Origin of the sequence: Paraplanobispora siamensis (genome assembly GCF_016863175.1) — a bacterium.
GTDB lineage: Bacteria > Actinomycetota > Actinomycetes > Streptosporangiales > Streptosporangiaceae > Planobispora > Planobispora siamensis.
Genome location: NZ_BOOJ01000036.1, coordinates 12,804 through 34,835, shown reverse-complemented (window position 1 = coordinate 34,835; position 22,032 = coordinate 12,804). Strand labels below are relative to the sequence as shown.

Below are 22,032 nucleotides of genomic sequence, written 5' to 3'. Positions count from 1 at the left end.
GTGCACCGCCGCCTGCTCGCCGTCCTGGTGCCCCTCGCGGTGCTGCTCGTCGCGGCGCTCGGGGCGCCGCTCAGCGTCACCGTGGCCGAGCGGGAGATGCAGGAGACGTACGTCGACCGGCTCAACGACGTCGGCCGGTTCGCGTCGCTGGCCGAGACCGCGTTGTCGACCGGGCGGACCGAGGCGCTCCACCAGGAGCTGACGCGTTATCACGAGCTGTACGGCATCCCGGTCGCGGTGATCGACACCTCGGGCACGGTGCTGCTCGGGCCGGCCGGCGCGTACCGGCAGGCGGCGCGGGCCGAGCCGGCGCTGCCCCGGATCGTGACCGCGGCGCTGGCCGGGGCCAGGTCCGAACCGTCCGGTGAGTGGGCGCCGTGGGACGACTCCGCACTCGTGGTCGCGGAGCCGGTGGGCCGGGACAGCGAGGTCGTCGGCGCCGTCGTGACGATCTCCGACCTGTCGAAGACGCGCCATCGCATCCTCGTACGGTGGGCCCAGCTCGCCGGGCTCGGGCTGCTGCCGCTGATCGCGCTGGTGGCCGTCGCCTGGCCGGTGTCGGCGTGGGTGCTGCGTCCGGTACGGGAGCTGGACGCGGCGAGCTCGCGGATCTCCCAGGGCGACCTCACGATCCGGGCGGACGCCGAGGCCGGCCCGGTCGAGCTGCGGCGGCTGGCGGAGTCGTTCAACACCATGATGGACGCGGTCGAGGACGCCGTACGGCGGCAGCGGGCGTTCGTGTCCGACGCGTCGCATCAGCTGCGCAATCCGCTGACCAGCCTCCGGCTCGCGGTGGAGAGCCTGGAACCGCATCTGCGCGCGGAGGGTGACGGGCGGGAGGCGTACGAGGTCGCCGTCGACGAGCTGAAGGCGATGCAGCGGCTGCTGAACTCGCTGCAGGCCAGCGCGCGGATGGAGAGCATACGGACGGCGTCGCCGGTGGATCTCGACGCGGTGCTGGCGACCCGGGTGGAGCGGTGGCGGGCGCTGACGGCGACGGCGGGGCAGACGCTGACGGTCGACGTACCGCCGGGGCTGCGGGTGCTGGAGCCGACGGGCGGACTGGGCAGCATCCTGGACGAGTTGATCAGCAACGCGTTACGGCTGTCGGACGCGCGGGTGGTGGAGGTGAGCGCCCGGGTCGTCTCCGGGGGTACGGGTGCCGCCGGGGACGATGGCGCGGGCGGCGGGCGCGGTGGTACAGGCGCCGGGGACGATGACGCTCCGGCGGCCGGAGGCGTGGTCGCGATCGCCGTCCGTGACGACGGCCAGGGGCTCGGCGCGTCCGAGCGGACCCGGGCGTTGCAGCGGTTCTGGCGGTCGCCGCGGCATCAGAACGTGCCCGGGACCGGCCTGGGACTGGCGATCTGCGCCGACCTGGTCGGGGCGGCCGGGGGCGGGCTGCGGTTGGAGGAAGGACTGCCGCGTCCGGACGGGTCCGGGCACGGGTTCGCCGCGGTGGTCTCGTTGCCGGCCGTTCCGGAGGCGGAGTCGTCGTCCTAGGTCAGCGCTTGTGGTCGCGGAACCAGGCGGCCGCGCCCGGATGGAGCGGGATCGATCCGGTGGCGATCCCGGTGCGTACGTTGATCTGCCACGCTTCGGGAACGGCTTCGGCGTCGCCGTGACCGGTGGAGGTGATCGTGCCGGTGTGCGTGAAGACGGTGTCGGTGATGGCGTGGACCAGGTCATCGGGCAGGTCGTCGCGTACGAGGAGCACGTTCGGCACGGCGACGGTGGGGGTGGCCGGGACGCCGGCGTAGGCGGTCGAGGGGATCGTCGCCGGAGTGTAGGGACCCGGGAACTCCGCGAAGAGCGCGTCCGCCTGCGCCTGCAGCGGGATCAGCCGGATCGGGTGCCGCTGCGCCAGCGCCGTGATCGCCGGAGTCGGGACGCCGGTCAGGGAGAACATCGCGTCGATCTCACCGTCGCGCAGCGCCGCCGCCGATTCGGCCTGGCTGAGGTACCGGCCGTCGGCGTCCACCGGTCCGAGCCGCAGGACCCGCAGCGACGTGAACTCGGTGCCCGAGTCGCGGGCGCCGAGGGATACGCGCCTGCCGTCGAGGTCCCGGAACTCCTCGATCGCCGAACCGGCCATGACCACCAGGTGCAGATGACTGTCGTAGAGCCGGCATATCGCCGAGAGCCCCTCGGGCACGCTGCCGTCGTTCGTGATCAGCGCGTCCAGGCTCGTCAGCCCGAGGTGCACCTCACCGGCCCGCAACATCCGGATGTTGTCGGTGGACGCCCCGCTCGGCACGGTGGTCACCGTGGCCCCCGGCACCCGCTCGGAGATGTGCCCGGCCAGCGAACCACCGATGCGCCGGTACACCGCCCCCGCCGGTCCGGTGGCCAGCCGCAGACGGACCTTGTCGACCTCGGCCTGCCGGGAGCAGCCGGCGAGCAGCCCCCCGGCTGCCAGCAGCACCGCCCGCCGGCTGATTCGCGGCTGCGGGTTCGGCACCATGCCGAGATGATACGGACGCCGGCTGTTGCCCGCCCAGGCTGCGCCGTACGGCAGGCAAGCCTGCCCGCAACGCCAGGGGACGCGCGACGAAGGGTGTCGAGGACCGAGGTGTGTCCGACGGACTACCGGAAGGCGCTCGTTCGGCGTGCCGGCTCAACGTCTGTTTTCCGCCAGCGGTCCCTCCGGCCGGGCACGCAAACTTGATCTCGTCTCCCGCGCTCACTGCAGCAGTCCCGACCCCAGAGGGCGAATCCATGCACAAGGTCGCCGACCTGAAGGTGTTGTACTTCGGCACGCCCGTCGTACTGATCAGCTCCCGCAACCCCGACGGCAGCGCCAACCTCGCGCCGATGTCCTCGGCGTGGTGGCTGGGCCAGTCCTGCATGCTCGGCCTGGGCAACTCCGCCCAGACCACGGCCAACCTGCGCCGGGAACGGGAATGCGTGCTGAATCTGGCGCCGTCGTCGCTCGTCGACGCGGTCGACCGGCTGGCCATGACCACCGGCGCGTCAGCCGTACCGCCGCACAAGGCGGAGATGGGCTACCGCCACGAGCCGCGCAAGTTCGCGGCCGCGGCACTGACCGAACAACCCTCGGAGCTGGTCGCCCCACCGCGCGTCCTGGAGTGCCCGATTCAGCTGGAGTGCGAAGTGGTGGCCGCGCATCCGTTCGGCGATCGCGACGCGAGCGCCACCGCCTTCCACGTCACGGTCCGTCGCGCCCATGTCGACGAGAAGCTCATCATCCCCGGGACGCACTACGTCGACCCGGTCGCCTGGGACCCGCTCCTCATGAAGTTCTGCGAGTTCTTCGGCGACGCGCGCAACGTCCGCTCATCCCGGCTCGCCACAGGCTGGCAGATGCCGCACGACCTGCAGACCCCGGCCGCGCTCTCCTAGTCCGATCCGGCACGCTCGTCCCACTCGATCCCCGGCCGCAATGCTGCGAACCGGGCCGGAAACCGATTCTCATCTGCTCAGAGCAGATCTGCCCCAGGCAGATCGCGTCGACTCCGGTCCGGATCGCCTCACATGATGGACTCATGAGCGGAGAATCGAATGTCCCACTGTTCAACGAGCGGGTAAGGCGCGAACTCTACGACCAGCGTGTCCTCGTTCTCGACGGCCCTCTCGACGATGACAACGGGACACTGCTGACCACGCAGCTGATAGCCCTCGCCACGCAGGACGCGTCGGCGGATATCGCACTGTGGATTCACTCGCCGGGCGGGTCGGTTCCCTCGATGCTCGCGATTCGCGACACCATTCGACTCGTTCCCTGTGACGTGTCTACTCTCGTGCTGGGCATCGCTTACAGCGCCGGGCAATTCCTGCTGTCATCGGGGGCCCGGGGGAAGCGCCGAGCCCTGCCGCACGCACGCGTCCTGATGCACCAGGGCTCGGCGGGAATCGGTGGCACCGCGGTCGACATCGAACTGCAGGCCGGTGACCTGCGGCATACTCGCGACACGGTGCTCGGCCTCATCGCCGAGGACACGGGGCAGCCCGTCGAGCGGATATTCGAGGACTCTCTGCACGATCGCTGGTTCACAGCGAAAGAGGCACTGGACTACGGCTTCATAGATGCGATCGTGCAGGATTTCGACGAGATCGCGCCGCGCAACCGCCCGCGGCTCGGATTCGGCGTCACCGAGGGAGTCGGCCAGTGAGCACATACACCATTCCGAACGTCATCACCCAGAATTCCCGTGGCGAGCGGATCATGGACGTCTACTCGCACCTGCTCACCGAAAGAATCATCTATCTGGGCACCGCGATCGACGCGGGCGTCGCGAACGCGCTCATCGCGCAGCTGATTTTCCTGGAGTCGGACAACCCCGATGGCGAAATACAGTTCTATATCAACTGCGAAGGCGGAGATCCGAGCGCGATGCTCGCGATATACGACACCATGCGCTATATCCGCCCGCGGGTCTCGACGACCTGCGTCGGACAGGCCGTCGCGGTGGGTGCCGTCCTTCTCGCCGCTGGTGCCGAAGGAAAACGCGCCGCTCTCCCGCACGCACGAGTGATCCTGCACCAACCGGCTGCCCAGGGACGCGGGACGATCCCCGATCTCATCCTGCAGGCCGACGAGGTCGTCCGCGTCCGAGCGGACATCGAGCGCATCCTGTCACGGCACACCGGCCAGACGATCGAGACCCTGCGCGCCGACACCGATCACGATCGCGTGTTCACCGCGACCTCGGCCCTGGAGTACGGACTCCTCGATCAGATCATCGAGGAGCGCTCATAGGCCGGTGGACAGTCCCGGCAGGCCACGCTATGCGGCCAGAGAATACGCCGCCGAGCAGGTGGCACCCCTGGACGCGCTGCCCTGAGCGGACCGCAGGCTCTCGGCGATGGCAAGGGTCAGATCGACCAGGGTGACATCCAGCGCGCCGGCGACCGCAGCGATCATTTCGCTCGACGGCTCCTTGAGGCCTCGTTCCATCTCGGAGAGATACTGCGGCGAGACTCCGGCGCGCCGTGCCGTCTCACTCAACTTCTCGCCCCGCTCGTGACGAAGGCCTCTGAGGCACTCACCGAGCGCGTGCCGCCACAGCGGCTCGCGAGCCGGAGACGGCTTGGAGGCGGTCCGATCGATCGCTGGACGCAGCGGCGAGGCAGAAGAGGCCATGCCTCACTTTAGGTAGATGGCGCGTTCGAGCTCAGCCGGATCCGCGCAGAGCGGAATCGTTCCTGTCTCCTCCGGCCCATCTCGAAGAGGAGTGCGCCCACCGAGTGGTCAGCGCAACTGAGATCATCCAATCTGGAACGACCGAAGCCCAGCCTAGGGAACCGTCCCCAGGCTGGGCTTTTCGTCGGTGGCGCCCAGGAGATTCGAACCCCCGACACCCTGCTTGCGAAGACGCATGCCGATCTCGGATGACAAGCGAAGACGCGCGGACAGGATATGGAAGGGTTCGGCTGTGACCGGAAGAGACGCCTCCCCCGAAACAGTGTGCGCGTGCGGATCTCCGCTCGATGAGCGTGATCGTCATATGCGCTTCCGGCTACCCGATCCCGTGCTGAAGCTGGATCCTGCCGACTTTGAAGCGCGCCGGTGGGGCAACGACGTCATGATGGCGGTCGAGGGAGTGGGCGCGTTCGTCAGATGCCTTCTGCCGGTCAATCTCTCACACGGTTTCTCGATCACGTTCGCCCTCTGGCTCGCCGTACACCCATCAGATCTGCAGATCGCCTATGAGGTGTGGACAGCACCCGAGTACATCGATCTGGAACTGTCCGGCTTCGTCGCCAACTCCGTTGAGCCCTGGGGCACAGCGCTACTGACCGCTCCCGCACGTGCCGTCGTGAAAGATCCGGACCATGTCCCGTACATCGTCGATTCCTCCCATGAACTGCTGGGCCGGGTGATCGCTGATGAGTGGCCGCACCGCAAGGTGTTGGACGCGATGCCGTAGTGGAGGGGCGTCAGGGGTTGAACCCACACTGCGGCTTGGGAACCGGCTACTGACCTTGCTGTCCTGAGCCGGGAAACCGGGGTGCAGGTCGGAGCCGGCCGGTTGACCGTAAGTCCCGTGAGCGGCCGGGCTTCCCCGGCTGTTCTGGCACGCAATCAAGCTGCTGGCCTTCTCACTACCGGGAAGGCTTGCAACCCGGACGCCTGCGTAAGTGGCGGCCTCTCGTCATTGACCGAAGACAGGCGTTCGGCGAGCATGCCTCTATGGGTCTTCTGATTCCGGAATTGAGCCGCGTATGCTGTGGCACATGCCGAGATTTAGCCAGTTAATGTTCAGATATCGGACACCTGTCCACCCTCCCCTCGACCTTGGTGCGAGCGTTTGGGAGGGTGCCACGGCCAAGGTATCGCATACGTGGGTGATAGCTGGCGGCCGTCGTGATTTTGTGTTAAATGGTCTGGGTGTAGCGGACCTGGAGAACGGCATGGGGATGGCCGTGCTGGAGACGGAGGATGGACCTCTGGATACCTTTCAAATCGGTTCGGAGGTCTATCAAAGTCTCTCCAGGGAGGAACAACAGGAAACCGGTAAGAAGTGGAAGCTGGTCGACAGCGCCTACCCTCACTGGAGGCACGGCCTTCGCAAGGCCATTACGGCGGTTCAGCAGGTTGCACAGGTGAGAGCCTTCGCAACAGAAAGGCTAGGCGGGGAAAACCTTCGTCGCTACACCCTCGCAGTGCGCCTGTCCGGGAACCAGAAGGACTTGACGCTTGCCGATTTCCATCGATATCTCCGTTATTGCGGGATCCGCCAAGTGATTTATGACATCTGGCTCACCGATGACAATCGAATACGGCGCATCCGTTCGCACTCCATAACGTACCGGAGTTGGCGTGAACCCGGGAGAACCGTCTCGTCCACGAGTGAATACTGGGACTTCGGCATCCCGGCCGCCCTTACTCCACCGTCACCGGACGACATCATGACCAGCCCATAGAAGGTTGATCTCAACGAGATTTGGCGGTAAGTCGAGTACGTCCAGAGAAACCATTCTCAGCATGCCGCGAGTCGGTGACCAACAGGTGAGGAATCTATTCTTGCTACAAGTCTTCTACCGTGGAACAGGTGATACGGGAGCCAATCCTGCGCCGTCAGCTTGGGAATCGCATGGATCACGGCTCGCAGGGGCACCAACCTGAACGTGAGGCGGATCATGAGTGATCGTGAATGACCCCTCATCACCCTGGCGAATCGCACGCCAATTGCACGACGATCAGCCGGTGCCCTGGTCTTGCTTGCGCACTGCGATGCCTCCCCGTCCTGATCATCTCGGAGCTGGAGCGCCCCTGCCGGAGGCGTGCTTCGCCTTGGGCTGCTTGGGACTTGACCGTCGACCTATGGTCGCGGTGATCGCCCTCGAACACACTCGCATGTGGCCGGGAGCGGTGACGTCGGCCCTGGTGGCTTGGCAGGAGGCGGCCCTCATAGGGACCGCTGACCGCGTCTTCTTCAGGTGCCACTGCGAGGAGTGCAGAAGTGCCGCCGGCTTGTCTCCGTCGAACTCCAGGTCAGGCGTCGTTGCTCGGGTAGTCAAAGTACACGGTGATGCTCGGCCAGTGGCCATCCTCGGTGATCTCGTTGTGCATGATCAGGTCGTAGATTTCGACGTTGCCCAGTTCCTCGATGGAGTCTACGACGCTGCGAAGGAGTGCGGGCACGTCTCCTTGTTCTGGCCCTTTCGGGTTGGCTCGGGAGAAGTGGCGCATGGTCCAGGTGTTTTGCTCGGACACTTTCAGCCTTTCTCGGGTTGCTGCGCTGTACCGCAGCATAGAGAGCATGCAGCCTCACACCGCGCACTCCGCCCGCCTGCACATACCGTCTGCCGTCGACCTGCCCACAGAGGAAGCCGGGCCGGCGGTGATGGGCGGGCCCTCGGCGCTCATCCCGGAGCCGGAGTGCCCTCACCGGAGGTGAGATTGTCACACTTGAGAAGTGGCGGACAAGCGGTACATCTATCTGGACACTTCGATTCTCGGTGGGCTGGAGGATCAGCTTCGCCTGGTAATTGAGGCTCCGACGGACGTGGTCTATTGGAACCAGTACGGCGGTTACTCCTGCCTGCATGGCTATGTGGAGGGCTTCATCATGCCCATCCTCCCTGGTCCGGGTGTGCTTGCGGAGCTTCGCGATGTGTTCGAGAACGTGTTGGGCGGGCACGGAACCAACGGTTCGGGGTTCACGTGGGGCCCGGGGGTGTTGGAGCGTGTGCGCGCGGCTGTGGCGGATATCGGGATGCAGGGCTTGACGCACGATCGCCATGACCGTTCCTGGCCGGGGCCGTACGACTGTGCACTGCGGGTAGATGAGGATCGCCTCGCTGTCTTGGACGAGGCGTGGATTCCGGTGCTGACAGCCGATGGACCTGGGGTGTTGACATGGGAAAACTCCGACTGACGCGGCCCGAGCGGCGGGCGTGCGCGAGAACGGCCCCCAAGGCCGCACATCCGGCGTGCTGGCTACCCGGAGCGGGCGAGCGAAGCGGGCCCTTGAACCAGTAAAGAAGCTCTGAGCCAACTTGATCAAAGAGGCTTTTCACCCTGATGGCCTGGTACGACAGACAGACGGGGAACAGTGCCTTCCTAGAGCCCTGGAGGCGTGCAGCGAAGTGATCCGTCGTCCGAGCCGGCCCACAAGGAATGTGGACGGGGGTTCTGTTCACCTGAGCCTGGGGATGCCTCCGCACAGGTAGGTGGACTCCTCCAGTAGCTGCGGCGTCATCGTGATTCCGGTGAGCCGCTCGGCCAGCATGAACGCCGGCCCTTCGTGAGGGTCGACAGCATGGGGGTAGAGGGAATCGATCCGCTCCATGGTCTCTGCCAGTTCGTCCGGCATCTTCTCTGAGCAGCCTTCCTGCTGCGAGAACTCGCGCTGGATCTTTCCGTCTTTGATCCAGTGGGAGTAGCCGTCATCGCGCAGGAACTCGAACCGGATCTTTCCGTCTTCGACCCAGTGGAAGTAGTCCATCCACTTAACCTCAAGATAGAAGTGGGAGACGAAGCGGGTGCCCGCCGACAGCGGCCGGATGATCTCTTTGGTGACGCCGAGCCCTCCGTTGGCCTCGACCATGAGCACCCAGTCGCCGACGGTGACGGCACCGAAGGCTTCCCGCTCGTCAAAGCCGGAGTAGGAATACCGGATCAGTTCATCAAGCGTCATGCGCGAGCAGTCCTCAATCCGGACGCCGAGCCGGGTCACCAGTTCCTCGGGCGTCAGGCCGCGAACATAGGTGAAGCAGTAAGCGTCGGCCAGCTCAGGGAAGCGCTTGCGGGAGAACCAGGAATAGTCGTCAGGAGTCACGATCATCCCGTCATGCTCGCAGCACCCACCGACACAATGAGGATCTCCGACTCTGAAGGAGCAGCCCTCTTCACAGCCGGGCTTTCCATACCCATCGCGACCAGCGCCGTCAGATTGGAAAGGGTTCAAAACAGCAGAATCCGGCCTGTGGGCTGAGGGTCGGGCTACTCCTGGTGGACCTCGGGGTCGAATTCGCCGGGCTCGAACTCATCGCGGAAAGCCAGGAGGTTCTCGCGGGCGCTGATGGTCTCGAAGCGTTCGGCGTCGGCTTTGATCTCGGAGGCGGTGTAGGAGTCGATGGCGATGACCAGGCCGGCTGCCGTGTGCTGTCATCGGCTGTAGCGGCGGAACACGGTGTGTCCGGTGCGCAGGTCAAGGGCACTGGCGATGTCGTGGCGGGGCCATGCGCCCAGCAGAATCACGTACCGGCCGGGGGATGGCGTGTACTCTGCCTCAGGCCATGGCGGTGCTCTCGGCCACCGAGGAGGCGGGCATCTCTATCAGTGTGTACATCGGTAATGTGGCGGGTCCGTTACGGACCGTCTCGCTGCCCGTATTGCAGGAATTTTTGGAGCCGTACCTCGGCCCGCGGAAGTTGATCTCCCAAATTCCTCCCATCGGGGGAGCGGAGATCATCAACCTGCGAAGGAGTCAGGCCGTTTAGCCTGGTCAGAGGGGGGATTTTCGGTGGAGCCTAGGAGATTCGAACTCCTGACATCCTGCTTGCAAAGCAGGCGCTCTGCCAACTGAGCTAAGGCCCCGAGGTGCAAGCCGATGAGCTGTAGGGATGGCTGTGACCGGCTCGCTTCAGTCGTACACCGTAGCAACAGGCCGGGCGTTCCCGCCACTCGGCGCTCGGGGTGGGGTCAGTGGATCGAGGCCGGCAGAGGGGGTCCGGTCTGGTCGCTGCCGAGGACGAGGCCGGGGAAGTCGGCGATGGAGTCGATGATGTGGGTGGCGCCGCCGTTGAGGAGGCGGTCGCGGCTGTGGACTCCGGTCAGGACTCCGGCCACCACCGAGGCTCCGGCGCGGCGGCCGCAGAGCATGTCGCTCTCGGAGTCTCCGGCGACCGCGACATGGCGGACGTCCTCGATGCCCAGGCGCAGGACCGCGGTGAGGATCATGTCGGGCATGGGGCGGCCGCGGCCGGCGTCTTCGGGGCACAGGGCGAGGTCGATCTTGTCGGACCAGCTCAGGGCGGACAGGACGCGGCCGAGGGTCGAGCGGCTGAAGCCGGTGATGAGGCAGACCTTGACGTCGGCGCTGCGGAGCTTGTCCAGGGCCTCGACGGTGCCGGGCAGGGGCAGGAGCCCCGAGCGCTCGATCGCGCCCTCGTAGGAGCGCTCGAAGGTCAGGTTGGCCGCCTGGGCCTGGGCCTCGTTGTCGGGGAAGATGCCCCGGAACACATCGATCTTGGGGCAGCCCCGGGACCGGTGCACATGCACCATGGCGCGCGCGTACGCACCGGTCCCGGGCACGATGCCCTGCGTGGCGATCGCCTCGGCGAACGCCCGTTCGACCATGGCGACGTCACCGATCGTGGTGCCTGCCAGATCCAGACAGGCAAGCTTGATGGGGGTCATCCCTCCAACCTTGCTTAGGACCATGTGAGCACCCGAGTCGGTCGCCGCTTCGATCAGTTCTCGCTGCCGGTCGCCTCGGTCCAGAGATCGAGCTCGGCGCGGTCGGCCTGGACCTTGCGCCAGACCAGCAGTCCCCCGAGAGCGACAAGCGCCAGAACGAGCAGCTTCTTCACGGTGTGACCCCACTTCTTCGACGGTCTCACCTGCCGGGGTGAGACAACGCCCGGTTCCAACGGTTCCTTGCAGCCTAGCAAGGGATCGGCCGATGACCCGGTATGCGCACAATACGGGAGCGGTGAATCTCCGCTCACACCGTGATTTCCATCACTCTTCGGTACGGCTCGCGCCCACATGATCACGATCCGCCACGAGCTCGGCCTCGAACCCGTCCTCGTCCTCCAGATAGGCGGCGTAGTGATCGGCTCCACCGGCGTGGGGATGGCGGTCGGCGAACATCAGGCTCCAGCCGTACCGCGGGGCCGCCGCGACGAGGTCGTCCACCCGCCGCGTCCCGGCCACCCGGAAGGCCAGATGGTTCAGCCCCGGCCGGCAGCGATCGTGGACGGGGGCACTCAGGGCGGGCGACTGCTCCACGACGATGTACGTCCCGTCCATCGCCCAGCTCCGGCCGGCCTCCCACTCCTGGAACGGCAGGTATCCCAGCTCCCCGAGCAGCCATCCCCACGACCTGACGGCACGGCCGAGATCGGGGACCCACAGTTCGACGTGATGCAGCATGATCCCACCCTGCCGGACCGGGTCCGGACCGGCTAGCGGGCGGGCCGGGCCAGGGCGTTCCTCCCCCGTTCCAGGGTGGTCCGCACCCTTTTCAGGTCGGCCGGATTCTGCGCCGCGGCCAGCCCCTCCTTCGCCGCGTCGTAGCAGTCGAGGGCCCTGGCCCAGTCGGCGTCGCCCTCCCCCTTCTCGTCGAGGCGGTCGATCTCCTCGCCGAAGCGGGTCACGTCCTCCTCCAGTTCCCTCCTGAGCTCCTCGAACCGCGCCGCCGTCTCCGCCGCCTCCTTGGCGGCCTCGCGCCTGCGCCGCAGCCTCCGCGAGACGACTTTCTTGAGCACCCACGCCGCGACGAGCCCGAGCAGGCCGAGGAAGATCTTCCATCCGAGGGGCATCCTGCTCGACGAGCCCGACAGGTCCGCACCCTTGGCGTGCTCGGTCGTGGTGCCGGTCATCTCGGCGTCCACGAAGGTGGCGCCGCGCAGCTCGGCGAAGCCGAAATCGGCACCGGTCAGCTGCGCCCGGCGGAAGACCGCGTCGTAGAACTTCCCGTGGGACAGCCGGGCCCGGTCCATCCTGGCCCCGGTGAAGTCGGCCTTGTCCGCCGTGGCGCTGACCAGGTCGGCGTCGCGCAGGTCGGCGCCGGCCAGCTTGGCGCCGAGGAGGTTCGCGCTGCCGAGCGACGCCCGTGACAGGTCCGCCCCGCGGAGGTCGGCTCCCCCGAGGTTCGCACTGCCGAGCCGGGCCCGGGAGAGGCGGGCGCCCCGGAGGTCGGCCCCCTTGAGCTCGCGGAGGCGCGCCCCGGTCAGGGAGGCGTCACGCAGGATCGCGCGGTCGAGCCGTACGGAGCTCAGGTCGACCCCGTCCGCCTTCACGCCGGTGAGGTCGGCGCAGCTGAGATCGTCGGGGAAGTCCTCCACCGTGGTCAGATCCCAGCCCGCGTAGCGCTGCCCGCTGCCCGGCTCGCACAGCTCACCGGCGGAGGGCAGCCGGGCGGGCACACCTGTGCTGCCGTCGAGCTCGGCGCCGGTCACGTCGCTCAGGTCGGCCCCGGTCAGGACGGCGCCCTGGAAGACCGCCCCCTCCAGCTCGGCGCCCCGCAGGTCGGCCGTGCTCAGGTCGGCCTCCCGGAACACGGTCCCGGCCATGACGGACTCGTAGAGCTTGGTCTTGACCATCGTCGCCCCGGTGAGATCGGCGCGTCGCAGGTCGGCCATGTAGACGTCGGCGCCGTTCAGATCGGCCCCGGCGAGCCCGGCGTCGTCGAACTGGGCGTGGTGGGCGGCGACCCGCGCCAGGGAGGCTCCGCGGAGGTCGGCTTTGTCGAAGGAGATGGCGTACGCGGAGGCGTCGTCGAGGACCGCCTCGCGGAGGTCGGCGCCGCGCAGATCCGCCCGTTCGAGCGACGCCTCCGACAGGTCCGCGCCGCGCAGGTTCGCACCGGCCATCTCGGCGCCGGCGAGGTCGGCGCCCTTGAGAGAGGCGCCGCTCAGGTCGGCCCCGGTGAGGTCGCTGCGCACCTGCACCCTGTCGAGGGTGACCCCGCGCAGGTCCGCGCAGGCGAGGTCGGCGGGAAGCGACGCCTCGGTCAGGTCCCTGCCCCGCAGCTTGGGGCCGCTGCCGGGCTTACACGGTGCCGAGACCGCCGGGGAGACGGCCGTCCCGGAGGCGGTCACCGGGAAGGCCGCGGCCGGGGAGGACGTCATCAGGGTTGCCGCCAGCGGGGCCGCCAGGATCGCCACCGCGACCCGGACCCAGGCCCGGGTCCGGCCCCGGGAGAGCGCGGGAATCCGCGGACGGGCCGGTACGGCGGGCGGGCGGGGGAGTCCGGCGTGAGAGCGGACGGCTACGGCACGGGCATAGGCGCGGGGCAGCTCGTCACGCGCACAGGGCAGGTCACACGCACGGGGCAGGTCACACGCACGGGGCAGGTCACACGCACAGGGCGGTACGGCATGAGCCTGGGGGAGTACGGCGGGGCGGCGGGGAAGCCGGGCGTGGGGCGTACCGGGGAGCGGGCAGGATAAACCGGACATCTTTCACTCACCATCTCCCCCGAGACCCTCAGGATCTTATCGGTATGTGATGTGGTGAGATGATTCGCCCGATCCGCGGGCTCCCAGCCGGAGCCGGGAGCCCGCCGTGGTCGCTCCTCCCCCAGGGAGATCACCCGCCGGAGGGGGTCACCCCTCCTCCAGGAGATCGCTGTACTCGGGGTGGAGGTGGATCCAGGACCTCACGAACGAGCAGCGGGGGATCACCTTCGATCCTTCGTCCCGCGCCGCGTCCAGGGCCGTCCGGACGAGCGTGCCGCCTATCCCCCTGCCCTCGAACGCCTTGTCCACCTCGGTATGGGTGTAGACGATCACGTCGTCCTTGCGAACGTACTCGATCTGGCCTACGTGACTGCCGTCGATCTCGGCTTCGAAGAGGTTCATCTCCGGTACGGCCGTGACCCTGACGGTCATCGTGGCCTCCTTCCGTCTTCTCCTCACAGATCGACCAGCCGATCCTCCGGGGCGTTCATTCCCGGAGGCCATGGCCGGCCGTCAGTTCGTGAAGGCGTCCTTGATCTTCTTGCCGGCGTCCTTGACCTTCTCGCCCGCCTGCCGGAGGTTGCCCTCGGTCTGGTCGGCACGGCCCTCGGCCTGCAGGTCCCGGTCGGCGGTGGCGTCGCCGACGTTCTCCTTGACGCGGCCCTTGAGCTCCTGAGCCTTATTGGCGATCTTGTCATCGGTTCCCATGATGATCTCCTTCGTCATGCGAGGCGTTCATTGGAACGGTGAGATTCCCTATCCCCACACGACGAAGGCAAACTCCGGCCCCCTCACCCCGCCCGCCCGATCAGGCCTCGCACCTCTCCCCGAGCAGCTCGGCGAACAGGTTCTCCCACTGCGGCATCACCCGGTCCGGGGCGTAGTCGCGCACGGTCACCAGAGCCGCGGCGCCCATCCTGCGGCGCAACTCCCGGTCGGCGACGAGGCGGCGGATCGCCGCGGCCAGGGCGTCCACGTCCTCCGGAGCGACGAGCAGCCCGTCGACCCCGTCGATCAGGACGTCGGCCGGGCCGGTGGGGCAGTCGAAGGCCACCACCGGCAGCGCGTGCGACATGGCCTCGATCATCACCATGGGCAGCCCCTCGAATCGGGAGCTGAGCACGTAGAGCGAGGCGTCCGCCAGCTCGTCGGCCAGCCGGTCGCTCTGGCCCATCAGGGTGATGACGCCGTCCATCTCGCACTTCTCGATCAGCGCCCGCAGCTCGGCCTTCTTCTGCCCGGTGCCGAAGATGCGCAGCCGCCAGTCCGGATGGTGGCGCACGACCTGCGCGAAGGCCGGGATGAGCATGTCGAAGCCCTTCTGCGTCACCAGACGCCCCGCGGCCACCGCCACCCGGTTCTCGTGGGTGGACAGGCGCTGGTCGAGGGTGTTGATCGCATTGGGGATCCGCAGGACCGGGGTTCCCGGCAGCACCCGCTGATAGTCCTGGCGGTCGGTGCCGGTCAGGACGACGACCGCGTCCAGCTTGCGGTAGTGGCGGATGATCTGCCGGCGGACGGCCTCGCGGTGCGTCGCCAGGTTCATGTGCTCCTGGGCGATCCGCACCACGCTCTGGGGGGCGCAGCGGGCCGCGATGAGGTTCAGGGCGGGGCGGGTGGTCACCAGGACGCCGTCCTCCAGCGAGGCGACGTAATCGATGACGGCCCTCTCCACGCGCTCGGTGAAGTAACTCGCGGCGAACTCCCCGCGCGGGACCATGCGGCCGCGCATCACCCGCCAGAGCCGCCGGCCGAAGGAGTCGGGCCTGGTCCCGCCCCGCTGGTCCACCAGGGCGGTGAGCGCGACGCGCGGATCCAGCGGGAACCGCGGCTGGTCGCGGCGCCGGACCACGCTGACGAGCTCGACGTCGTGCCCGGCGGCGGCCATCGCCCCGGCCTGGTTCATCACGGTCCTGATCGTGCCGCCCATGCCGTAGGCGTGCAGGAGCATGTAGCGGATCTTCATGGCTTCGCCAGGTAGCCCCAGCTACGGCAGATGGGTTTCAGTTCCTCGGGGATCTCGTCCTCGCCGGGCAGGTCGCGGCCCTGCTGTACGGTGCCCGACTGGATCTTGTCCTTCCAGTCCCCCAGGCCCTTGGCGATCACCTTCTGCTCGCCGTACGAGAGCATCCCCTCCTCCCACGGGATGGCCAGGAACTCGCAGATGCGGCGGGTCTGCTCCTGCGGGTCGCCGGTCAGGTCCTCGTAGCGCACCGTCAGGCCGGGCAGCGCCTTGCGCGCCCGCTGGACCGCCCGCATGTAGCGCAGCGCATCCAGGGTGGCCTCGTGCGGCGTGCGCCTGTCCGGGCTGGCCTCGTGCCAGGAGGAGGCGATGGAGGCCGGGTGGCGCAGCAGGAAGATGAAGCGGGCGTCGGGCCAGCAGGTGGCGATGCGCTGGAAGGCGAAGGCGTTGGCGGGCGTCTTGTCCACGATGAAGGACTTGCCGCTGCGCACCAGTTCCCGGTGGAGCACCCGGTCCCAGAGCAGGTGCTCCAGGTCGGCCTGGTTGTGCCCGAGCGCCTCCATCGCCTTACGCGACAGCGAGGTGCCGAAGCCCACGGTCAGGCGGCGCACGTGCAACTCGTGCGGGGCGTGCAGCATGGAGTGGGCGCCCAGCACCGCCCTCAGCAGCGTGGAGCCCGACCTGACGGGCGACAGGATGAAGATCGGCGCGGTCAGCAACCGATCCGTCTGCGGGTCCGCGGGCGGCCGGACGAGTTCCTCCGCGGCAGCCGAGACCGGAGCGGAGGTGGTGACCGCCGTCAGGGTCCTGTCCGCGCGGGTGAGCCGGAATCCGGTGAATCTGATCAGAGCGTCATTGACTGTGCGCTGCCAGTTCATGCCGAGGCAGGCTACCCCCCTTTCCTGGCAGTTCACTGAGTGTTCGCACCTGTGGACTCACAGGAAACGTCCATCTTCCGCCCCGGCCCCAGAAGGTATGGGGGTGAAGAACCCTGAATGAGGTGAATGCACCGCGAAACGCACCCCGGAACACGCCCGAAACGCACCCGGAAAAACGCACCCGACGCACCCGGCGCACCCGGCGCACTCCCGAGCCGCCCGCGGACGGACGGCCGGGACGTCAGCGGACCGGCGCCTCCATGGACGGGACGTCAGTGGACCGGCGCCTCCACGGCGACCTCGGGAGCCTGCATCTGCCGCACCCCGGGGGCCAGCAACGCGGCGAGGGCGACCAGGACGACCAGCGCGGCGCACCCCAGCAGCGCCGGCCTGGGCCCGATCAGGATGGCGACCGGTCCGGCCACCAGCAATCCGATCGGGCCGAGCATCAGCGACCCCAGCGCGTCGTAGGAACTCACCCGGGACAGCGCCTCGGAGGGGACCTCACGCTGCATGGTGGTGCTCCACAGCACTCCGAAGACGTCGAAGCTGACGCCCATCGTGACGGCCCCCAGCACGACCGCCCACAGGGGCGCGCCCAGGCCGAGCAGCAGGTACGGCAGGGCGGCGAACATGGTGAGGATCGTGCCCACCAGGATGGGGCGGCGGGGCTTGAAGCGCAGGGCGACGACGACCCCGCCGAGCATGCCCACCGCCTCGCCCGCCAGGATCGCCGACCAGGCGGCGGCCCCGCCCAGGCTCTCCTTGGCCACCAGCGGGCCGAGCACGCCGTGCGCGGCCTGCACGGCCATCACCAGCACCGAGAACTGGGCGACGACCACCCACAGCCACTGCCGGGAGGCGAACTCGCGCCAGCCCTCCCGCAGCTCGGCCAGCACCGAGGGGCTCGCCTGCACGGAGCGCTCCTCCGACGGGGTCAGGCGCAGCGCCGCCAGGAGCAGGGCCGCCACCGTGAACATGGCGCCGCTGATGGCCAGCGCCCACCCCCCGCCGACCAGGACCACCGTGGCCCCGCTCAGCACGAGTCCCGCCACACGCGAGATGTTGGCGCCCAGCCCCAGCAGGGCGTTGCCGGTCTGCAGCCGGTCGGCGGACACGACGTCGGGGATGATGCCGGTCAGCGCGGGATACATGGCCGCCATCGCGACGCCGCTGAGCGCGGCCGCCGACGCCATGGCGGGAAGCGGGGTCCAACCGGTGAGCAGCATCGCGGACAGGGCGAAGAACGCCACGGCGTTGAGGATCTCGCCGGCCATCATCACCCGCTGGCGCGGGAAGCGGTCGGCGACGACCCCGCCGACGAGCATGAACAGCACCGTCGGCAGCGCCTCGGCGGTGAGCACCACCGACAGCGTCGTGGCCGTCGCGCCGGGCAGCCCCAGGACTCCGAAGGCCAGGGCCACCGGGGCGAAGGCCGTGCCCAGCACCGAGATGGTCCGGGCGGCGAGCAGCAGGGAGAAGCGGCGATCGGCGAGCATGGCGAGATCGCGGCGATAGCTGTTCACCGGGTGGCTCCTTCAGGAAGTCGCGAAGAGGTCCATCCTGCCGTTTTTCGCCCTTGATGTCGCATCAATAAACTGGAGCGTCCGGGCCCGCGCCGGTCGAGGGCCCCGCCCGGCGCTGCGCCGATCACCCCGCCCCGAACGGACGGGAAAAGTCTGGCCCCTCTTTACCGGCGCTTGCGGAAAAGGCCGTTCCGTTGACCGGAGCTTTCCCCGGTCCTACGGGTTGCTGATCGGGGGATCGGCACCATTGCGCTGCGGCGGGGTACTGCTGAGACAACACGAATTACGGACATACCGCTCGCAACGTCATGGGCGTGACCAGCACGAAGGGGAAGAAAACAGGTGCCAGCGGGTTGCAAGGGGAAACCCTCATAAACGTGTCCCGCCGACCGATGGACATGCGATGACGTTGTTGGAGATGAAGGAGCGGAGAATGTCGGAAGGTCAGGCAACGCTCGCCGTACCGTCCGGTTCCGCTTCGAACCGGGGCCCGGTATGGCCGGTGGTCGTTATCACCGTACTGGCCGTATTCAATATCGCGTGGTGCGCCGTCAACCTCAGGGGCACCGTGGCGCCGGCGCTGGCCTGGGTGCCGCTGCCGGTGTGCGCCGCGGTCACCGCCTACGCCGCCTGGAGCGTCTCCCGGCTCTCCACTCTTCCCGAGCCCGCGCGCCTGCTGTGGGGGCGTCTGGCCGTAGCGCTGGTGTTGGTCGCCTTCGGCGTGATCGGCGACGCGATCGACACCGCCGGGTTCGGCGAGGCGTGGCCGTACGCCCGCCCGCTGTCCCTGGGCCTCTACCTCGCCTGCATCGCGGTGGTCCTGTGGGCGCTGCTGCGCACGCCCGTCGGGAGCCGCTCCCCCGGCCAGTGGCTGCGGCTGGGGCTCGACACCGCCGTCTTCATGCTGGCCGGCAGCCTGTTCATCGGCCACTACGCGCTGCTGGGCGGCGCGGAGCTGGTGGCCGTCACCGGCTCGTGGTGGTCGCTGGTGAGCATCATCGCGCTGTCCTGCTTCGTGATGCTGGCCGCCGCCAAGCTGGCGCTGACCGGCGTGGGTCCCCTGGACCGGGGCGCCCTGGGGCTGCTGGCGCTGTCGATCCTGGTCTCGGCCGCGGTCAGCAGCGTGCTCACCCCGATCCTGGGTGACGACTCGAACGTGTCCGCCTCCCAGATCGCCCTCCCGATCGGCTGCCTGATCATGACGCTGGCCGCCGAGCGGCAGCGCCGGGCCGTCGCCTCGGAGGTCAGGCGGTCCGCGCGGCGCCCGTTCAGCTCGCTGCCGTACGTCGCGGTCGCGGCCACCTACGTCCTGCTGCTGCTGTCCACGCGCGAGGCGGACACGACGGTCCGGCTGGTCGTGGTCGGCGTCATCGCCCTGACCGCGCTGGTGGTGGTCCGGCAGCTGACCGCCCTGTACGACAACGCCCGCCTGCTGGACCGCCTGGACTCCAGCATCTCCGAGCTGGGCCGGCACGAGCGGCGCTTCCGCTCGCTGGTGCAGAACTCCTCCGACATCACCCTGATCACCGACTTCGAGAGCCGGGTGACCTACATCAGCCCGAGCGTCGAGCGGATCCTCGGCGTGCCGGCCGACCACTGGCTCGGCCGGCCGGTGACCCAGTGCGTCCACCCGGACGACCTGCCGGTGATGCAGGAGTTCCGCGAGAAGCTGATGGAGCACGTCGGCGCCACCGCCTCGTGCCAGGCCCGCATGCGCCACGCCGACGGGTCCTGGCGCTGGCTCGACGTCTTCGCCACCAACCGGTTCGACGAGCCCAGTGTGGGCGGTGTCGTCAGCAACGCCCGCGACATCACCGAGACCCGCCGCTTCCAGGACCAGCTGGCCCACCAGGTCACCCACGACACGCTGACCCAGCTCGCCAACCGGACCCTGTTCGCCGAGCGGACGGCGGAGGAGCTGGCCGCCGGGCACGACGTCGTGCTGGCGCTGATCGACATCGACGACTTCAAGGCGATCAACGACCGGCTCGGGCACGCGGTCGGCGACGCCCTCCTGGTCGCCCTCGCCGACCGCCTCAGGGGATGCGTACGGCCCGGCGACATGGTGTCCCGGCTCGGCGGCGACGAGTTCGCCATCCTGCTGCGCGGCGTCCGCGGGCCGGAGATCGAGCAGGTCGTCGAGGACGTCATGCTCGCCCTCGGCACCGCCGTGCACGCCGCGGACCACGAGCTGCTCGCCCAGGCCAGCATCGGGCTGGTCGACGGCGGCGCGGGCATGGACGCCAGCGAGCTGCTGCGCCGCGCCGACGTGGCCATGTACGCCGCCAAGGAGCAGGGCAAGAGCGGTTACCGCTGGTACAGCGAGAGCATGGACGCCCGGGCCGTCGAGCACGCCCGGATGGGCGCCGACCTGCAGCGGGCCCTGGCCAGAGGCGAGCTGTTCCTGCTGTACCAGCCGGTGGTCACGCTGCCCCACGGCGACGTCTACGGCGTCGAGACGCTGGTGCGCTGGCGGCACCCCGAGCGCGGACTGGTCTCGCCCGCGGAGTTCATCCCCGTCGCCGAGCGCAACGGGATGATCGTCCAGATCGGCGACTGGGTGCTGCGTGAGGCGTGCCGCCAGATGGTCGAGTGGCAGCGGGACTACGGTGTCGCGGCCCCCTCCCGGGTGGCGGTGAACGTCTCGGCCCGGCAGCTGCGCGAGCCGGCGTTCGCCCAGACCGTGGCCGACGTGCTGGCCGAGACCGGGCTGCGCCCGAGCGACCTGCTGGTGGAGATCACCGAGACGGCCGTGTTCGACGGCGGTCCCGCGGTGGAGACGGTCCAGGCCATCCAGTCCCTGGGGGTCGCCATCGCCCTGGACGACTTCGGCACCGGGCACTCCTCGCTCGGCCTGCTGCGCACCTGCCCGGTCGACATCCTGAAGGTGGACAAGCTGTTCGTCGACGGGGTGGCCGGCACGGCCGAGGAGGCGGCGATCGCCACCTCGATCGCGCAGATAGCCCACGCCCTGGGGCTGGGCGCGGTGGCCGAGGGCGTGGAGACCACGGCGCAGGCGGCGAAGCTGTACCAGATGGGCTACCGCCTGGCGCAGGGCTTCCACTTCGCCCGGCCGCTGTCGCCCGGCGACCTCGCCGTCCTGCTGGAGGCCCGCCTGCCGCGCCGCGGTCCCGACGCGATGGAGCCTCCGGCCCTGGCCAGCTGACCGGCGTGCAAGGCGGGGCCCGCTTTTGAACCGGCCGGGTGCGTCATCCGGCCGGTCAGGGGAACGGGACCCGTATGGACAACACCAATGAGACGAAACCCCTGGCCGTCGTGACCGGCGCGTCCAGCGGCATCGGTTACGAACTCGCCCGGCAGTTCGCCGAGAACGGGTTCGATCTCGTCATCGCCGCCGAGGACGAACGCCTCTTCCCCGCCGCCCGGTCGCTGGAGGACCTCGGCGCGGCGGTCTCCAGCGTGCAGGTGGACCTCGCCCACTACGACGGCGTCGAGGAGCTCCACACCCGGATCACCGCCTCGGGCCGCCCTGTGGACGCGATCGCCATCAACGCCGGCATCGGCGTCAGCGGTGATTTCGCCCGGGAGACCGATCTGAACGCCGAGCTGAAGCTGATCAAGCTCAACGTGGTCTCCTCGGTGCACCTGGCCAAGCTCGTCCTGCCCGGCATGGTCGAGCGGGGTCAGGGGCGGGTCCTGTTCACCTCCTCCATCGCGGGCACGATGCCCGGGCCGTTCCACTCGGTGTACGCGGCCTCCAAGGCGTTCCTGTACTCCTTCTCCGAGGGGATCCGCGAGGAGCTCAAGGACACCGGCGTCACCGTCACCGCCCTGCTGCCCGGCCCGACCGACACCGACTTCTTCCGCCGCGCCGACATGGAGGACACCAAGGTGGGCTCCGGGCAGAAGGACGACCCCGCCGAGGTGGCGCGCCAGGGCTTCAAGGCGCTGATGTCCGGCGACGACCACGTGGTGGCCGGGTCGAAGAAGAACGTGGTGCAGGCCGTGGCGGGCAAGGTCATGCCCGAGCCCGCCCAGGCGAAGATGACCCGGAAGATGACCGAGCCCGGGAGCGGGGATCCGGACGAGGCGTAGGCGCTCCCCG

22 protein-coding genes and 1 tRNA gene are annotated in these 22,032 nt (G+C 68.6%); 9 read left to right on the top strand and 14 right to left on the bottom strand.

Annotated features, from left to right (window positions below; translation table 11 throughout):
- On the top strand, positions 1-1,503 hold the full coding sequence (locus tag Psi01_RS21925; protein WP_204065948.1) for a sensor histidine kinase: 1,503 nt from the start codon (positions 1-3) through the stop codon (positions 1,501-1,503).
- A gap of 1 nt (position 1,504) precedes the next feature.
- Here the strand turns inward: Psi01_RS21925 and Psi01_RS21920 are convergent, their stop codons facing one another.
- Positions 1,505-2,464: a TAXI family TRAP transporter solute-binding subunit gene (locus Psi01_RS21920; protein WP_204065947.1), complete on the bottom strand. Its 960-nt coding sequence runs from the start codon at positions 2,462-2,464 to the stop codon at positions 1,505-1,507.
- A 254-nt stretch (positions 2,465-2,718) separates the two neighbouring features.
- Between Psi01_RS21920 and Psi01_RS21915 the strand changes: the two genes are divergently transcribed.
- From Psi01_RS21915 to Psi01_RS21905, 3 genes are all read left to right on the top strand, one after another.
- Positions 2,719-3,363 carry a flavin reductase family protein gene (locus Psi01_RS21915; RefSeq protein WP_204065946.1) on the top strand — a complete coding sequence of 215 codons (645 nt, stop codon included), beginning with the start codon at positions 2,719-2,721 and terminating at the stop codon, positions 3,361-3,363.
- A 143-nt stretch (positions 3,364-3,506) separates the two neighbouring features.
- Positions 3,507-4,133 (top strand): ClpP family protease, encoded by a 627-nt coding sequence (locus tag Psi01_RS21910; protein WP_204065945.1) that lies wholly within the window; start codon positions 3,507-3,509, stop codon positions 4,131-4,133.
- Positions 4,130-4,720, top strand: coding sequence for a ClpP family protease (locus Psi01_RS21905; RefSeq protein ID WP_204065944.1), 591 nt, complete (start codon positions 4,130-4,132; stop codon positions 4,718-4,720). The genes Psi01_RS21910 and Psi01_RS21905 overlap by 4 nt, the downstream gene beginning before the upstream one ends.
- A gap of 27 nt (positions 4,721-4,747) precedes the next feature.
- Here Psi01_RS21905 and Psi01_RS21900 read toward each other — a convergent pair whose 3' ends face one another.
- The gene (locus Psi01_RS21900) at positions 4,748-5,104 is read right to left on the bottom strand and encodes a helix-turn-helix domain-containing protein (RefSeq protein WP_204065943.1); all 357 of its coding nucleotides are present in this window, start codon (positions 5,102-5,104) and stop codon (positions 4,748-4,750) included.
- A gap of 388 nt (positions 5,105-5,492) precedes the next feature.
- Between Psi01_RS21900 and Psi01_RS21895 the strand changes: the two genes are divergently transcribed.
- Positions 5,493-5,891 (top strand): hypothetical protein, encoded by a 399-nt coding sequence (locus Psi01_RS21895; RefSeq protein ID WP_204065942.1) that lies wholly within the window; start codon positions 5,493-5,495, stop codon positions 5,889-5,891.
- Positions 5,892-6,309: 418 nt separating this feature from the next.
- A complete protein-coding gene (locus tag Psi01_RS21890) occupies positions 6,310-6,888 on the top strand; it encodes a hypothetical protein (protein WP_204065941.1) in 579 nt (192 codons plus the stop codon).
- 571 nt (positions 6,889-7,459) lie between these two features.
- Here the strand turns inward: Psi01_RS21890 and Psi01_RS21885 are convergent.
- Positions 7,460-7,729, bottom strand: a complete 270-nt coding sequence (locus Psi01_RS21885) for a hypothetical protein (protein WP_204065940.1) — start codon at positions 7,727-7,729, stop codon at positions 7,460-7,462.
- Positions 7,730-7,883: 154 nt separating this feature from the next.
- On the opposite strand from Psi01_RS21885, the gene Psi01_RS21880 reads away from it, so the two are divergent.
- Complete coding sequence (locus Psi01_RS21880; RefSeq protein WP_204065939.1) at positions 7,884-8,345, top strand: DUF6210 family protein; 462 nt, start codon at positions 7,884-7,886, stop codon at positions 8,343-8,345.
- Between the two features lie 261 nt (positions 8,346-8,606).
- On the opposite strand, the gene Psi01_RS21875 is transcribed toward Psi01_RS21880, so the two are convergent.
- From Psi01_RS21875 to Psi01_RS21825, 11 genes are all read right to left on the bottom strand, one after another.
- The gene (locus Psi01_RS21875) at positions 8,607-9,254 is read right to left on the bottom strand and encodes a DUF6461 domain-containing protein (RefSeq protein WP_204065938.1); all 648 of its coding nucleotides are present in this window, start codon (positions 9,252-9,254) and stop codon (positions 8,607-8,609) included.
- 682 nt (positions 9,255-9,936) lie between these two features.
- Positions 9,937-10,009, bottom strand: a tRNA-Ala gene (locus Psi01_RS21870).
- 105 nt (positions 10,010-10,114) lie between these two features.
- Entirely contained in the window at positions 10,115-10,831 is a 717-nt protein-coding gene (locus Psi01_RS21865; RefSeq protein WP_239127916.1) for an HAD-IA family hydrolase, read from the bottom strand.
- A 53-nt stretch (positions 10,832-10,884) separates the two neighbouring features.
- Positions 10,885-11,034: a DLW-39 family protein gene (locus Psi01_RS21860; RefSeq protein ID WP_204066164.1), complete on the bottom strand. Its 150-nt coding sequence runs from the start codon at positions 11,032-11,034 to the stop codon at positions 10,885-10,887.
- 121 nt (positions 11,035-11,155) lie between these two features.
- Positions 11,156-11,569 (bottom strand): VOC family protein, encoded by a 414-nt coding sequence (locus Psi01_RS21855; RefSeq protein ID WP_204065936.1) that lies wholly within the window; start codon positions 11,567-11,569, stop codon positions 11,156-11,158.
- A gap of 32 nt (positions 11,570-11,601) precedes the next feature.
- Complete coding sequence (locus Psi01_RS21850) at positions 11,602-13,305, bottom strand: pentapeptide repeat-containing protein (protein ID WP_204065935.1); 1,704 nt, start codon at positions 13,303-13,305, stop codon at positions 11,602-11,604.
- Between the two features lie 441 nt (positions 13,306-13,746).
- Positions 13,747-14,031, bottom strand: coding sequence for a GNAT family N-acetyltransferase (locus Psi01_RS21845; protein ID WP_204065934.1), 285 nt, complete (start codon positions 14,029-14,031; stop codon positions 13,747-13,749).
- Between the two features lie 81 nt (positions 14,032-14,112).
- Entirely contained in the window at positions 14,113-14,307 is a 195-nt protein-coding gene (locus Psi01_RS21840) for a CsbD family protein (RefSeq protein WP_204065933.1), read from the bottom strand.
- A gap of 100 nt (positions 14,308-14,407) precedes the next feature.
- Entirely contained in the window at positions 14,408-15,565 is a 1,158-nt protein-coding gene (locus tag Psi01_RS21835; protein ID WP_204065932.1) for a glycosyltransferase family 4 protein, read from the bottom strand.
- Positions 15,562-16,440 carry a sulfotransferase family protein gene (locus Psi01_RS21830; protein ID WP_204065931.1) on the bottom strand — a complete coding sequence of 293 codons (879 nt, stop codon included), beginning with the start codon at positions 16,438-16,440 and terminating at the stop codon, positions 15,562-15,564. Before Psi01_RS21830 ends, Psi01_RS21835 begins: the two co-directional genes overlap by 4 nt.
- A gap of 272 nt (positions 16,441-16,712) precedes the next feature.
- The gene (locus tag Psi01_RS21825) at positions 16,713-17,966 is read right to left on the bottom strand and encodes an MFS transporter (protein ID WP_204065930.1); all 1,254 of its coding nucleotides are present in this window, start codon (positions 17,964-17,966) and stop codon (positions 16,713-16,715) included.
- A gap of 502 nt (positions 17,967-18,468) precedes the next feature.
- Here Psi01_RS21825 and Psi01_RS21820 point away from each other — a divergent pair.
- Together Psi01_RS21820 and Psi01_RS21815 are read left to right on the top strand one after the other, a co-directional pair.
- Entirely contained in the window at positions 18,469-21,132 is a 2,664-nt protein-coding gene (locus Psi01_RS21820; RefSeq protein WP_204065929.1) for a putative bifunctional diguanylate cyclase/phosphodiesterase, read from the top strand.
- 74 nt (positions 21,133-21,206) lie between these two features.
- Complete coding sequence (locus tag Psi01_RS21815) at positions 21,207-22,022, top strand: SDR family NAD(P)-dependent oxidoreductase (RefSeq protein WP_204065928.1); 816 nt, start codon at positions 21,207-21,209, stop codon at positions 22,020-22,022.
- Positions 22,023-22,032 lie beyond the last annotated feature (10 nt).

Bases quoted from the DNA above. Each gene is read 5' to 3' on its own strand.
- Psi01_RS21865 (WP_239127916.1), bottom strand. From the start codon at position 10,831: ATGACCCCCATCAAGCTTGCCTGTCTGGATCTGGCAGGCACCACGATC.
- Psi01_RS21845 (WP_204065934.1), bottom strand. From the start codon at position 14,031: ATGACCGTCAGGGTCACGGCCGTACCGGAGATGAACCTCTTCGAAGCC.
- Psi01_RS21885 (WP_204065940.1), bottom strand. From the start codon at position 7,729: ATGCTCTCTATGCTGCGGTACAGCGCAGCAACCCGAGAAAGGCTGAAA.
- Psi01_RS21910 (WP_204065945.1), top strand. From the start codon at position 3,507: ATGAGCGGAGAATCGAATGTCCCACTGTTCAACGAGCGGGTAAGGCGC.
- Psi01_RS21835 (WP_204065932.1), bottom strand. From the start codon at position 15,565: ATGAAGATCCGCTACATGCTCCTGCACGCCTACGGCATGGGCGGCACG.
- Psi01_RS21840 (WP_204065933.1), bottom strand. From the start codon at position 14,307: ATGGGAACCGATGACAAGATCGCCAATAAGGCTCAGGAGCTCAAGGGC.
- Psi01_RS21830 (WP_204065931.1), bottom strand. From the start codon at position 16,440: ATGAACTGGCAGCGCACAGTCAATGACGCTCTGATCAGATTCACCGGA.
- Psi01_RS21915 (WP_204065946.1), top strand. From the start codon at position 2,719: ATGCACAAGGTCGCCGACCTGAAGGTGTTGTACTTCGGCACGCCCGTC.
- Psi01_RS21855 (WP_204065936.1), bottom strand. From the start codon at position 11,569: ATGCTGCATCACGTCGAACTGTGGGTCCCCGATCTCGGCCGTGCCGTC.
- Psi01_RS21815 (WP_204065928.1), top strand. From the start codon at position 21,207: ATGGACAACACCAATGAGACGAAACCCCTGGCCGTCGTGACCGGCGCG.
- Psi01_RS21920 (WP_204065947.1), bottom strand. From the start codon at position 2,464: ATGGTGCCGAACCCGCAGCCGCGAATCAGCCGGCGGGCGGTGCTGCTG.
- Psi01_RS21900 (WP_204065943.1), bottom strand. From the start codon at position 5,104: ATGGCCTCTTCTGCCTCGCCGCTGCGTCCAGCGATCGATCGGACCGCC.
- Psi01_RS21875 (WP_204065938.1), bottom strand. From the start codon at position 9,254: ATGATCGTGACTCCTGACGACTATTCCTGGTTCTCCCGCAAGCGCTTC.